The sequence below is a fragment of the Campylobacter felis genome (genome assembly GCF_030250085.1).
Lineage (GTDB): Bacteria > Campylobacterota > Campylobacteria > Campylobacterales > Campylobacteraceae > Campylobacter_D > Campylobacter_D upsaliensis.
The window spans coordinates 1-12,501 of the sequence record NZ_JANURX010000023.1 but is presented as its reverse complement, the minus strand read 5'-3'; the positions used below and the strand labels follow the sequence as shown (position 1 = coordinate 12,501).

At 34.5% G+C, this 12,501-nt stretch carries 13 protein-coding genes and 2 pseudogenes; 4 read left to right on the top strand and 11 right to left on the bottom strand.

The annotated features are described in order from the left end of the window. Positions 1-248: 248 nt before the first annotated feature. The 8 genes and pseudogenes from NYG92_RS09215 to NYG92_RS08830 all read right to left on the bottom strand — a co-directional run bounded on the left by NYG92_RS09215 (position 249) and on the right by NYG92_RS08830 (position 5,289). Positions 249-836 carry a methyl-accepting chemotaxis protein gene (locus tag NYG92_RS09215; RefSeq protein ID WP_432264809.1) on the bottom strand — a complete coding sequence of 196 codons (588 nt, stop codon included), beginning with the start codon at positions 834-836 and terminating at the stop codon, positions 249-251. Positions 837-1,352: 516 nt separating this feature from the next. Further along, a pseudogene (locus tag NYG92_RS09210) lies at positions 1,353-1,889 on the bottom strand (MCP four helix bundle domain-containing protein); the annotation flags it as partial. 95 nt (positions 1,890-1,984) lie between these two features. Further along, entirely contained in the window at positions 1,985-2,725 is a 741-nt protein-coding gene (locus NYG92_RS08855; RefSeq protein WP_289234178.1) for a pilus assembly FimT family protein, read from the bottom strand. Then, a complete protein-coding gene (locus NYG92_RS08850) occupies positions 2,709-3,926 on the bottom strand; it encodes a glycosyltransferase family protein (protein ID WP_289234180.1) in 1,218 nt (405 codons plus the stop codon). Before NYG92_RS08850 ends, NYG92_RS08855 begins: the two co-directional genes overlap by 17 nt. Before the next feature lie 39 nt (positions 3,927-3,965). Then, a complete protein-coding gene (locus tag NYG92_RS08845; protein WP_270966778.1) occupies positions 3,966-4,256 on the bottom strand; it encodes a hypothetical protein in 291 nt (96 codons plus the stop codon). 60 nt (positions 4,257-4,316) lie between these two features. After that, positions 4,317-4,526 (bottom strand): hypothetical protein, encoded by a 210-nt coding sequence (locus tag NYG92_RS08840; RefSeq protein WP_270966777.1) that lies wholly within the window; start codon positions 4,524-4,526, stop codon positions 4,317-4,319. Between the two features lie 126 nt (positions 4,527-4,652). Next, the gene (locus NYG92_RS08835; protein ID WP_289234177.1) at positions 4,653-4,958 is read right to left on the bottom strand and encodes a hypothetical protein; all 306 of its coding nucleotides are present in this window, start codon (positions 4,956-4,958) and stop codon (positions 4,653-4,655) included. Positions 4,959-4,974: 16 nt separating this feature from the next. Then, entirely contained in the window at positions 4,975-5,289 is a 315-nt protein-coding gene (locus NYG92_RS08830) for a hypothetical protein (protein ID WP_289234176.1), read from the bottom strand. Between the two features lie 133 nt (positions 5,290-5,422). On the opposite strand from NYG92_RS08830, the gene NYG92_RS08825 reads away from it, so the two are divergent. The 3 genes from NYG92_RS08825 to NYG92_RS08815 are packed head-to-tail and all read left to right on the top strand — an operon-like array spanning position 5,423 to position 7,672. Beyond that, entirely contained in the window at positions 5,423-6,268 is an 846-nt protein-coding gene (locus NYG92_RS08825) for a TerC family protein (RefSeq protein WP_220726150.1), read from the top strand. Beyond that, complete coding sequence (locus tag NYG92_RS08820) at positions 6,268-6,477, top strand: alkylphosphonate utilization protein (RefSeq protein ID WP_004278129.1); 210 nt, start codon at positions 6,268-6,270, stop codon at positions 6,475-6,477. The genes NYG92_RS08825 and NYG92_RS08820 overlap by 1 nt, the downstream gene beginning before the upstream one ends. A gap of 7 nt (positions 6,478-6,484) precedes the next feature. Further along, positions 6,485-7,672 carry a metallophosphoesterase gene (locus NYG92_RS08815; RefSeq protein WP_289234175.1) on the top strand — a complete coding sequence of 396 codons (1,188 nt, stop codon included), beginning with the start codon at positions 6,485-6,487 and terminating at the stop codon, positions 7,670-7,672. Between the two features lie 9 nt (positions 7,673-7,681). Here the strand turns inward: NYG92_RS08815 and dnaE are convergent, their stop codons facing one another. Further along, on the bottom strand, positions 7,682-11,275 hold the full coding sequence (dnaE, locus tag NYG92_RS08810; RefSeq protein ID WP_289234174.1) for a DNA polymerase III subunit alpha: 3,594 nt from the start codon (positions 11,273-11,275) through the stop codon (positions 7,682-7,684). 124 nt (positions 11,276-11,399) lie between these two features. On the opposite strand from dnaE, the gene NYG92_RS08805 reads away from it, so the two are divergent. After that, positions 11,400-11,633, top strand: coding sequence for a SelT/SelW/SelH family (seleno)protein (locus NYG92_RS08805; protein WP_270977980.1), 234 nt, complete (start codon positions 11,400-11,402; stop codon positions 11,631-11,633). 24 nt (positions 11,634-11,657) lie between these two features. Here the strand turns inward: NYG92_RS08805 and NYG92_RS08800 are convergent, their stop codons facing one another. Beyond that, positions 11,658-12,227: a DJ-1 family glyoxalase III gene (locus NYG92_RS08800; protein ID WP_289234173.1), complete on the bottom strand. Its 570-nt coding sequence runs from the start codon at positions 12,225-12,227 to the stop codon at positions 11,658-11,660. Between the two features lie 47 nt (positions 12,228-12,274). Then, positions 12,275-12,501: pseudogene (locus tag NYG92_RS08795) on the bottom strand (methyl-accepting chemotaxis protein); the annotation flags it as partial.

Below are 12,501 nucleotides of genomic sequence, written 5' to 3'. Positions count from 1 at the left end.
TAAAACTTTTATTTGTTTAGCTTTACTAATATATAGTAAAGTTGGCTCAATCGTCACTTATTTAGATTTCAAAGATTGACTATAAGATTTAAATAACAATGTTGGTGTTAAAGAACAAGACTTTTTTAGGTTTTTACTATGGCTAAGAAGCTAAGGGTAAAAACAAAAAAGAAATGAAATTGTAGCGAGGAAAGCTTAAGGGGAGGTTAAAGTTGGGGAGGATTGGAGATTTAAAATCTCCAATTATTTTAAAGTTTAAAAATTTGAATTTCTCTTTGAAGATTATCGCTAAGATCCTTAAGTTCCATCATAGAATTTCTATTTTCTCCAACTGCTTTTTGCGTTTGCTCTGAAATACTTGCGACAAAATTAATTTTTTCTTCAATCTCATTCATCAAATTCACTTGTTCTGCGACCTCTTTATTAACCTCTTGTGCTTTGATAAGACTATCATTTGCTTGATTAAAGATGATCTCTACGCTATCTCTAACGCCCTCACTTAAAACTTTACCTTGTGAAATGAGAGGAATAGATTCTTCAATGGCACCCACAGTGGCTAAAGTTTCTTCTTGAATTTTCTTGTTTATCATCGCAATTTGCTCTGTTGCCGAGCCTGTTTTTTCTGCAAGTTTGCGAATTTCATCAGCCACAACCGCAAAGCCACGCCCTACTTCACCGGCTCTAGCTGCTTCTATGGCGGCGTTTAGTGCGAGTAAATTTGTTTGCTCTGTAATCTCACTAATCAACTCCGTGCTTGTGCCTATGTTTTTAGCATGCTCATCAAGCAAATTGATTTGCTGAGAAATTTTAGAAGAATTATCCGCAATGAATTCCATTTGCGAAGCGGTATCTTCGGCGGATTTTTTATTATTTTCACAAATTTCTGTCGTATCTTTTGAATTTTGCTCCGTTTCTAAAGCAATTTGAGAAACATTTTGTGTTTTTTGACTAATCTCTTTAATCTTTTGTGCCGATTCTCTTGAGGTTTTACCCTGAATAATTACAGATTTTTCCGTCTCCACAAAACGCTCGACTGCTAAATCTACTTTTTCATTTAAATTCTTTGAAGTGTGAAGCATTTGTTCAACTATGTTTCTTAATTGCTCTTGCATTTTTCCCACTGCATAAAGTATGCTTTCATTGTAATTTGTATCAATCTTTTGGGTTAAATTTCCATTTGCCACCTCTTTAATAACGCGATTGACCTCATTTGGCTCACCTCCAACAGATTTTTTAATATAAGAAACGATAAAATAAGCAATGAATAAAGCAAATACTAAAGCAGCACCTACAACACTTAGCATAGTAATTCCGAAAGAGCCTGTTGCCTTAAGTGATTCACCAGTTAATTTTTGACTTGAAGCCTCTTCATAGTCAATCAATTTGTTAATCTGTGCTAACCACAAAATAAATTTAGCCCTAGCTTCATCGAGTAAAAGCTCTGTGGCGACTGTTTTATTGCCTTTTGTAATGACTTGATTAATAATCTCTTCGTAAAGTTTTTTTGTGATAGCATTAGTCTTAGCGATATCTTCATACATAGCTTTTTCATTAGCATCGCCGACTCTGTTTAAAATATCTATCAAAACCTTATCCGCCCTATCATAATCCTCCTCAAGCTTTCTAATCTCCGCTAAAGTCTGCTCCAAATCTGCCCTATCATTATTGATCAAAAGCACATCGCGCACCAAAATCGACCTATCATGCACACTTCCCCTATAATTTATCGCTTGACGCGAAATGAGAGCATTTCTATCTGTGGTCATTCTTAAAGCATCATCTAAAAAATTTACCTTAGCCATAGAAAAAAACGCAACTAGCAACATAATAACGATAATGAAAGAAAAGCTTAAATAAAGTTTAGCTGAAATGCCTAAATTTTTTAACATTTTTGTCCTTTCTTAATAAAATAATTTTTTTAATAATTTTTATTATTTAATAAAATGAAATTATAATTTATAGAACTTACTTGTTTTATTAAAAATCATATTTTACCACATTCAACTATTTTATTTTTTAAAAAAACAAATTGCGTGTTAAAATTGCTAGATTTTGGGATATAAGCATAACCGCTTAATGTGTCTATGACAATGCAAATTTGCTTTTTATATTTAGAATTAAGGCGTAAAATGCAAGTAGAAGAGCTTTTAGCAAGGCTTTTGTCAAAAGGATTTTTGGCACTTCTTAAAGGAGAATAAAGCCGTCCAAATTCATCAAAAATAATACGCGTAGTCCCACTACAAGCACCCTTAAATTCAACCTTTTCTATGCCAAATCTTTTTTCAATATTAAACCTCGCACTCGCCTTTTCATCATCTTTATGAATCACTCCACTTTGTCCTGAATTCATCAATTTCATAGGATTTACAATATCTATGGCGATTTCTCTATCCAAATTCACATTAAGCTTGCCCAAATTGGCGTTCCCATCGCCATTTTTATCCAAAAAAATTGTATAAGTTTGCGCATAATTACTTGCCGCAGAATTGATAAAATAAAGCTGCCATCTGCTTTTATACCACTCTCTTTTAGCGTGGCTTAGCTCGTTTGCTCTAAAAGAGTTTTGCATAAGAGCTAAATTTCTCGTGTATAAAATATCATTTAAAATACTTCTTGCACCCTCGCTTAGCTTATCTTGCTTTAAATTAAAACCTGCAAAACTTATCAGTATGCCCAAAATCATCATCACAAGCACAAGTTCAAGCAAACTAAAGGCTTTTTTCACGCTCAAAACTTTTAATTTGATAAATTTTTCGGTGCTTACCAAAAGAAAATTGTATAGTTTTTAGCTTAGGATCCAAGCTCTCGCCCTTTTTTAAAGCCTTAAGATAATAAAAATCGCTATTTTTAATGCCATAAAATTCCAGTCTTTTTTGTAAGTTTTCAGCGACTCTTAGGGCTGTAATACCTTCTTTTTTAAGCTCAAGACTTAATTCTTTTGCTAAATGGTAATTGTAAGCAAAATGCTTTTTTGGCTCATCGATGATATAATATAAAAGTTGATTTGCCACGATGATAAAATAACAAAAAAGCAAAAAAAACCCCGCACATTCTATGAAAATTTTATATTTTAGTCTAAATTTGGGCAATCTTACCCTGTAACTTTGCATTAGGGTTTTAATGAGCAAAGGAGTGCAAATCACACAAAAAGGCAAAAAATCCTCCAAATAAAGCTTCTGTCTTAAAGAAAGCAAAGAGCAAAAAAGAAAAGTTGTAGTCATTAAAAACCATAGCAAACTTTTATCTTTTTTAAAGGCAAGGCGGTAAATCACATAAAAAAAATAAACAAAAACTAAGGGCGAAAAACACGCTGCAAAAATGCCTAAAGTATCTAAAAAATAGCCCTTAGGTCTCCCACCCGTGTCAAAACCATAATAAAACACACTCAAAACAAAAAGCGTTAAAGAAAAGATAGATAAAAAGCCATTTTTCTTATAAATTCCAAAAAAGAAAAAAGTAAGGAAAAGGATAGAAAAGGATTTATCGACAAATAAAACAAGCACAAAAAGCGGATAAAAAAGCCATTTTTTCTCATATTCATACGCACAAAGCAAGGCTAAAGAAAGCAAGATGACAAAGGAAGCTTCATTGACAAGCAAGGCACTTGCCACGGTGCCGGGAAGTAAGATGAAAAGCAAAAGAGAAAAAATGCTATCGCTCATTTTTTTCGTGTATTTTAAAGCAAGTAAAAAAAGCAAAATGCAACTTAAAAAATGAAAAAGCAAAAAAACAAAACGCAGTCCAAAGTCATTTTGCCCAAATAAAAGCGTCCCAAAATGTGTAAAATAATAAAGCAAATTCGAGCCGTTAAAATAAATTTCTGCCTCATCTTCGCTAATGCTTAAGGTCGAAATTCCATAAAGTAAAGCAGATAAATCAACAAAAAGTATCAAAAAAACAAATTTAAAATCTAAAAATCTTCTCATCATTTTAGATTTTATAAAATTTAAGCTTAATCAAAAGCCTTAAGCGTTTAATTCCATTTTAATTTTTTCACACTCTTTAAGCTCGTTTTGAAGTTTTATTGAGCCAAAGAGCATTAAATTTAAATAAAAAAGTGGGAAAAATGCACCCCTAAGGATAAAAAATGCAAATTTAAAAATCCAAACAATCCAAATGGTATTATCGGCATACATTCTATTCTCTTCCAATTTTTCTCTTACTCCAGCGGCAGTATTTTCAAACTCCAATTTTTTGAGCTCTTTCTGCAAATCCAGCAAAAGCCCAAATAAAACAAGCGATAAGATAATGCTCAATTGAAAATGAAATACCTTCCGCAAAAGGAGATAGCAAAACTATACAACCTATCGCTAAAATCACGCTCCAAATGATTTTTTTAGTGTGATTTGGCTCAATTCTTTTTTAAGCTCTACAATATAGTTTTCCACCATAGTCAAATGACAAGGCTTACAAATAGGCTTATTATCTATCTTAAAAGCGTTTGTAACGCACTCATTATAAAGCCCTACATTACAATTTTGACAAGCACCAACGGCAACTTTTTCATTATGATTAAAACAATTCATAGTAATCCTTAAAATAAATTTAAGTGATTTTATGAAAAAAAACAAATTGCAAATCAAAATATTGTGAAAATAATAAAAATAAAAGAAGTAAAGGCAAAAATACTTGCCTTTAAAAGTGTAGCAAATTTACAAAGCCTCTTTCTTTTTGATTTCTTTAAATTTAATCCAAGCAATAAGCTCAACAATGTTTGCGACAATTATACCCAAAATAGGAATAAAAAGTGTAAAAATCGCAACCGCACGACATATAAAAGCGTATAAAAAGAATTTTTCATTTGTAACTGCAGCTAAGTCTCTATAATAAAAATAGCCAAACACCAAACCTCCAAGGCATATCAACGCACCAAGCATAATAAAAGCTATCGTTCCAAAGCTAAACCCACTGCGGCTGTCTAAGCCCATAATAAAACCTCCAGCAATGGAAAATCCCACAATCATTCCTCCCAAATCAACCCCCAAGAAGTCCAAAAATCCAGCCTATAACAGGTATAACACCAAGAAAAATTCCAGCCACATAAATATAAGCTTTTGTTTTAATAGAACTAATACTATCGCCTCCTTGTATAATATTTCCAATGCTTATGGAATTTTTTGTGATAAATATAGACTTCGCATTTGTCCCATCAATCTCAAAATCCACTTCGGCATTGATAACATCACTCATCGTTTTACTGCCTAAATTTCTTACATCTTGAACAGAAAAGCTATAACGATTACCATTATTTGCACCAATAAGACCATCAGCGAGTATTTTACCCTGCATTTTGACTCCTTAAATTTAAAATGAAGTCGTATTCTATTTTTTTTTTTTTTTTGTATTTTTGCTGAATTTAAGCCTTAATTTGTTTTAAAATTATAAAATTATGCCTTTTAAATAAATGAAGGATTTTTACATAATGTTTGAATGGGTTTTCAGCCCCGATGCGTGGGTAACACTCATCACCTTAAGCGCACTTGAAATTGTGCTTGGTGTAGATAATATCATCTTTTTAGCGATTTTAGTCAGCAAACTTCCGCCAGAACATAGGGATAAGGGGCGCATTTTAGGACTTGGCTTTGCGATGGTTACGCGAATTTTGCTTTTGCTTTCGCTATTTTGGGTGATGAAGCTTATAACGCCTTTATTTTCTCTTTATGTCGGCGATGTGGGAAATTTAAGCGAGGAAGCCAAAAATGCAGCCCTTTTTAGCTTAAGCTTTTTTGCCTTTTTTAGTGGCGGTATAGCAGACTTTGAAGGGCTTAAATACTGGGGGGAAATTTCTGGTAGGGATTTGGTTTTATTTTTCGGGGGCTTGTTTTTGATTATTAAGTCCATAAAGGAAATTAAAGAAGAAATTTTAAGTGAGCATAGTGATGATGATAAGCCCCATATTAAAATAAGCTCCAAACTCTGGGTAGTCGTAGCCGAAATCGCCATTATAGACATTGTCTTTTCACTTGATAGTGTGATTACAGCGGTAGGGATAGCGGATAATATTGAAATTATGATTATCGCGGTGATTTTGGCAGTTTTAGTGATGCTTTTTGCCTCTAAGCCCATTGCAGATTTTGTGGAGAAGTATCCTAGTATCAAAATTCTAGCCTTAGCCTTTTTGATTATGATAGGCGTGGTTTTAGTGGCGGAGAGTTTAGAGCTTCACTTTGGCAAGGCTTACATTTATGTGGCTATGGTCTTTGCTCTTGGAACAGAAATTCTTAATATCATCGCCGCAAAGAAAAAAAATAAAAGAAAGGAGAAGTAATGGCAAAGGATTCAAATGGCACAGAGCTTAATGCTGGAGATAGCGTGAGTGTGATTAAGGATTTAAAGGTCAAAGGTGCTAGCACGACTCTAAAGCGTGGCACAACGATTAAAAACATCAAACTTACAAATAAAGACAGCGAAATCGAAGCTAAGGTCGATAAATTTGGCACTTTAGTGTTAAAGACTGAATTTTTAAAGAAAATTTAGGATTTTTTTGCGTATTTTACTCATTTTAAGAGGAAATTACCACGCGGGGCAAGATGAATTTATCCTACAAAATGAGCTAAAAGACTATACGCTTGATATTAATGAATTAAGATTTTTAAGTGCTAGAAGTAAAAATACACTCGGTGGCTTAAAAAGTCTTAATTATAAAAATGACAATGAGCTTAATCGCATTTTGCTTTATTTTTTAAAAATAAGAATGCAAAAGGGCGAATTTTGTGTGATTAATGCCTATAATGAGGCTTTAAAATCCTTTAAAGATTTAGCTACGCTGTATCGCTATAAGCTTTTTATTATCGATTTTAGCGATACTCCGCTTCATATTTGTAAGCAAAGAAATGCCCTTGAAGCACAGAAAACAGGCTTTTTAATCCCGACAAAATTACTCGAAAAAACACACAGTTTGCTTAAAAAAATTCCCAAAAAATACGCCGTTTTAAAGCCAAATGAGTGGAAAAATTGCCTTTATCAAATGCCAAATTTAAGTGCATATAAAAAAATTCATCACATCGGCGACTTACAGGGCTGTTATAGTGTGCTTAAAAAATACTTAAAGGAATTAAAAGATGATGAATATTACATTTTTTTGGGTGATTATATAGACAGAGGCATTGAAAATGGTAAGGTTTTGAAATTTTTACTTAAAATTTGTGAAAAAGAAAATGTGTGTTTGCTGGAGGGAAATCACGAAAGATATTTGATAAAATGGGCAAATGGAGAACTTGTCAATTATAAAGAATTTAGCGAAAATACTCTAAAAGATTTCCGCAAAGAAAAGCTCACTCCAAAAGACGCTAGGAATTTTTACCCACACTTAAAAGAGTGCTTGTGGTATAAATATGGTTCGAAGAAAATCTTTTGCTCGCATGGGGGCATTACACTTTTGCCTAAAAAAAGTGAAAATTTAAGCTTTGTGCCAAGTAATGACTTTATTTACGGCGTGGGTGATTATGATGATAGCTTAAAAGTGGCGGAAGAATTTTTACAAAATCACCCACTTAGCTTTTACCAAATTTTTGGACACAGAAATCGCCTCAAACTTCCTGCCAAACTTAACAAAAGAGTATTTTTATGTGAAGGTAAGGTCGATGATGGAGGCTTTTTACGCATTGTAACGCTTGATAAAAAAGGCTTTGAGTGCGTAGAGGTCAAAAACGAAATTTATAGGAAAAAATAGTAGGGACTTTCACCCTACATATTTGCTTAAAATTTTCTCGCTTACCCTATCTGAGATGATAAAATCCGTATGATAAAGCAAACAAGACCCCACACTAATCACCCTTAAAACAAGCTTTTTATTGCCTTTTTCGTTAGGATTATGTGCGTTTCTAGCTAACTCGTGAATTTCATAAATTAACTCGCGATTTAAGCGACTTAAATCAAGCTCGATGATGTTATTTTCAAATTCCATAGGCTCTTTTGTGTAGTCATTTTTCTTTTCAAATTTTTTAGAAGAATATTTTTTAACCGCCTTAAAATCGCCACCTTTAATTTCGTCCAAAGTGCGAACTGCTTTTAGAGTAAAACTAAGTCTTGCATCATCATTTCTAAAGCCAAGCACAAAGCCAAAAGCGTCATTTTTACGCTCTTTGATGATGGTTTCTATCTCCTCAATGTGCGACTCAAAAATGGTTACCTCAAAAGAAGAATAAAAGTCCAAAATTTCAAGTATGCCGTAGCGTTTGCCACTCTTACTCATCAAGCTTTTAAAATTTTCCACCTTACCTATGCTTAAAATTTCTCCACCACCCTTAAGATTTTCAAAATCTATACTTTTGGTGTATTCTATGGTGTTAATTTCTTCAAAAAATTTATCCAAAGGATGCCCTGAGATGTAAATTCCTAGAATTTCCTTTTCATAGCCAAGTTTTTCCATAGCTTCAAATTCGCTATTATCCACCACGATATTAATTTTAGTGTCGGCATTTAACTCCTCCGCACCAAAAAGCGAACTGGCAGAATTTTTTCTCACTTCAGCCATTTTTCTCGCACTTTCGGCTAGGGTGTCAAGATTATTAAACAAGCATTTTCTTGTAAAACCAAAATCATCAAAAGAACCCGCCTTAATAAAGCCCTCAAGGGTTCTTCTATTAATCTTAGCTGTGTCAATTTTACTTAAAAAATCGTGCAAATCCTTAAAATCCCCATTTTTAGATCTTAATTCTAAAACATTTTCAATCGCAGGTCCGCCCACGCTCTTAATCGCTCCCAAGCCATAAACGATAGCCTCCGTGCCGTCCTCTTGTTTAATGGCACTAAATTCACTGATAGCCTTATTAATCCTCGGTGGCAAAAGCTTAATGTTCATCTTTTTCATTTCTTCGATATACATAGCAACATTTTCGATTTTATTTTGCTCACTTGTCAAAAGAGCCGCCATAAATTCACTAGGATAGTAGGTCTTCAAATACGCCGTTTGAAAGGTAATAAGCCCGTAAGCTGCCGAGTGCGATTTATTAAAACCATAGCCCGCAAATTTAACGATAAGCTCCCACAAATCCTCCGCCTTAGCACGGTTATAGCCCTGCTTTTCAGCACCATTTGCAAATTCATCTTTAAGCTTTGCCATTTTTTCAGGGTCCTTTTTACCCATAGCTCTACGCACCACATCAGCCCCGCCCAAAGAAAAGCCGCCGATGATTTGAACAATTTGCATCACCTGCTCTTGATACACAATAACCCCATAAGTAGGCTCAAGCACTTCCTTGAGGCTCTCAAAGGGATAGATGATTTTTTTAAGCCCGTGCTTCCTGTCGATAAAATCATCCAGCATCCCAGACTCCATAGGTCCGGGACGATACAAAGCCAAAACAGCGATTAAATCCTCAAAATTTTCAGGTTTTAAACGCGCATTGAGGCTTTGCATACCATCAGATTCTATTTGAAAAATCCCAAGCGTATTTCCGCTTTGTATGGTCTTATAAACCTTAGCATCATTAACATCAATATTTCCCCAAATAATATCTTTGCCATAACGCTCTTTAATCAATTTAATAGCATTATGAATCAGCGTAAGTGTTTTAAGCCCTAAAAAGTCAAATTTTATCAAATCCACATCCTCTAAATGATCCTTAGAATACTGCGTAATCAAATGCCTTTCATCATTTTTGCTTTGTCTAAAAAGTGGAATTTTATTCCATAAGCTTTCATTTGAAATCACAAGTCCAGCCGGGTGTATGCCTGCATTACGATTTAAGCCCTCTAAAGCCTTAGCATACTCCCAAAGCTCCTTGCCTTTAGGGTGTTTTTCTATAAATTCCCTTATTTTAGGCTCTTTTTCATACGCCTCATCAAGAGTGATTTTATTTTCTTCAGGCACAAGTTTAGCTAATTCATCGGAATCTTGTATGCTAACATCAAGAACTCTAGCCACATCGCGTATCACGCCTTTAGCTAAAATCTTATTGAAAGTGCTTATTTGTGCGACCTTATCGCTACCATATTTATCAATCACATAATCAATCACTTCATCGCGTCTATCCTTACAAAAATCCACATCAATATCAGGCATACTCACACGCTCAGGATTTAAAAATCTCTCAAAAAGCAAATTATAAGGAAGAGGGTCAATGTCTGTGATTTTAAGTGCATAAGCGACTAAGCTTCCCGCTGCCGAGCCTCTGCCCGGACCCACAGGGATATTTTTATCCTTAGCCGCCTTGATAAAATCATGGACGATTAGCATATAACCTGAAAATTTCATCTCTTTGATGATTTTAATTTCCGTTTCAAGCCTTGCTTTATACTCATCGTGTTTGCTTTCATCGACAAATTTTAACCTCTCTTCAAGTCCCTTTCTACAAAGATGCTCAAAAACTAAATCATCGTTTTCAAAGCTAAATTCCACATTCTCTTGTGCTAAAGCAACATTAAATTCCTTAGCATATTCTCTTGCAAATTTAAAATTTGGAGGAGTTGGATCGCCTAGTTTTAATTCTAAATTGCATTTATTTGCTAAATCTTGCGTATTTGAAATAGCTTCTGGAATGTCCGCAAAAAGTTCGCTCATTTGCTCACTTGTTTTGACATAAAATTCTTTGACGCTATGACGCATTCTATCAGGGTCATTAAGTCTTTTTCCCATACCTATACACATAAAAACCTCGTGTGCTTCGGCTCTTTCTTTAAAAGTATAATGCGTGTCATTTGTGGCTATAATTTTAATGTCAAGTTCTTTAGAAAGCCTTATAATATCATCATCAATAGCTCTTTGATCGTTAATACCGTGCCTCATAATCTCCAAATAAAAATCATCTCCAAACACCCTTTTATACCAAAGAGCCGCTTCTTTTGCCGCCTCATAGCCCTTCGCACCAAAGCGGATATTTCTTTCATTATGGATATTTAAATGCCAATTAACCTCACCTTGTAAGCAAGCAGAAGAGCAGATAAGCCCCTCGCTATGTTTTTCTAAAAGCTTTTTATTAATACGCGGATAATAATAAAGCCCGTGAATATAACTTTGCGAGCTAAGATACATTAAATTCTTATAACCTATTTCATTTTTCGCATAAAGACATAAGTGAAAGCGTTGGCGTGAGCTTTTATCGCCTAAATCCTCCATATTATGCAAATACGCCTCAAGCCCAATGATAGGCTTAAGTCCGTGCGATCTCATCGTTTGATAAAAATCAATCGCACCAAACATATTGCCATGATCTGTCATCGCCACGCTTGTAGCACCTTGTTCTTTAAGCGTGAGGGCGAGTTCTTTAAGCTTGTTTGCCCCGTCTAGCATTGAATATTCTGTATGTAAGTGAAGATGTGTAAATTGACTCATTGCTAATCCTCGCTAAAATTTTTTAGAAAGATTATAAAAAATCTTTGCTGAATTTAAAGAATTTTAAAGAGCATTTTTATCTTTTTTCGTTAAAATCCTCAAATTTTAAATTTAAAGGATCAAAATGCAAATTAAAATTTATTACTGCCAAATGTGAAACTACAAACCTCAAGCTGCAAGGGTTGCAGAAGAGTTGCAAAAGGACTTTAATGATGTGAAAGTCTCATTTGAAGTCGGTGGTAGAGGAGATTTTATAGTCGAGCTTGACGGAAAGGTCATTTTTTCTAAAAAAGCTTTAAAAGACGGAGAGCGTTTTCCTGAGGTTGGGGAGATTAGCAAACTCATTAAAGAAAATTGAAATAAGGCGGTTAAAGCCGCCTTATCAAGCCCTACTCAAAGGCACAAGCATACCCTCATATAAAGCCTTATAAATTTCCTCTCCGCAAAGTGCTTTTGCAAGTTCCAAAGCAAATAAAATCGCCGTTGCAGGTCCTGCTCCTGTGATGACATTATCCCTCACAAGCACAGCTTTTTCGAGCCTTTGTCCCTTAAGTCCAGTCTCACACCCCGGATAGCAGGCAAATTCCTCACTCAAAACCCCAGCAGCGTGTAAAACGATAGGAGAAGCACAAATCGCCGCAACAATCTTTTTGTCGCTATGAAGTTTTTTGATGATACTTAAAATCGTGCCATTATTTTTAAGATTATTCATACCATCAAAACCACCCGGCAAGGCTATGGCGTCAAGGCTTTTTGTATCGACACTTTCTAAAGAACACTCCGCCTTAATAAAAATGCCATTTGCACCCTTAACCCAAAGCTCACTATCTAAAGAAGCGATGATGAGTTCCAAATTCCCACTCATCGCACTCGCCCTTTTTAAAACATCTGCTATGCCTATAAATTCGGCTTCTTCAAAACCTACCGCAAGTGGGACTAAAACTCTTTTCATCTTTACTCCTTTTTATGATTAAATTATTTTACAAATTTAAAGCAAACCTAAAACTTCTTCTTCTTCACATCTTCAAGGATATTATTTGCTATATCACTAACATTATTAGAGATAATTGCACTTTCATTAGCTATTTCTACATTATCTTTAGTGGTTTGGTCGATTTGAGCTACACTTTCATTGATTTGAGTGATACCTGCAGTTTGCTCTTTAATGCTTTCTGCCATATCATTGATAGATTGAACGAGAAGGTTAGTATTTGCTTCTATCTCAC

Coding starts and splice junctions, on each gene's coding strand:
- NYG92_RS08850 (WP_289234180.1), bottom strand. CDS start 3,926: ATGAGAAGATTTTTAGATTTTAAATTTGTTTTTTTGATACTTTTTGTT.
- NYG92_RS08825 (WP_220726150.1), top strand. CDS start 5,423: ATGTTTGAATGGGTTTTCAGCCCCGATGCGTGGGTAACACTCATCACC.
- NYG92_RS08830 (WP_289234176.1), bottom strand. CDS start 5,289: ATGCAGGGTAAAATACTCGCTGATGGTCTTATTGGTGCAAATAATGGT.
- NYG92_RS08840 (WP_270966777.1), bottom strand. CDS start 4,526: ATGAATTGTTTTAATCATAATGAAAAAGTTGCCGTTGGTGCTTGTCAA.
- NYG92_RS08820 (WP_004278129.1), top strand. CDS start 6,268: ATGGCAAAGGATTCAAATGGCACAGAGCTTAATGCTGGAGATAGCGTG.
- NYG92_RS08800 (WP_289234173.1), bottom strand. CDS start 12,227: ATGAAAAGAGTTTTAGTCCCACTTGCGGTAGGTTTTGAAGAAGCCGAA.
- NYG92_RS09215 (WP_432264809.1), bottom strand. CDS start 836: ATGGAATTCATTGCGGATAATTCTTCTAAAATTTCTCAGCAAATCAAT.
- dnaE (WP_289234174.1), bottom strand. CDS start 11,275: ATGAGTCAATTTACACATCTTCACTTACATACAGAATATTCAATGCTA.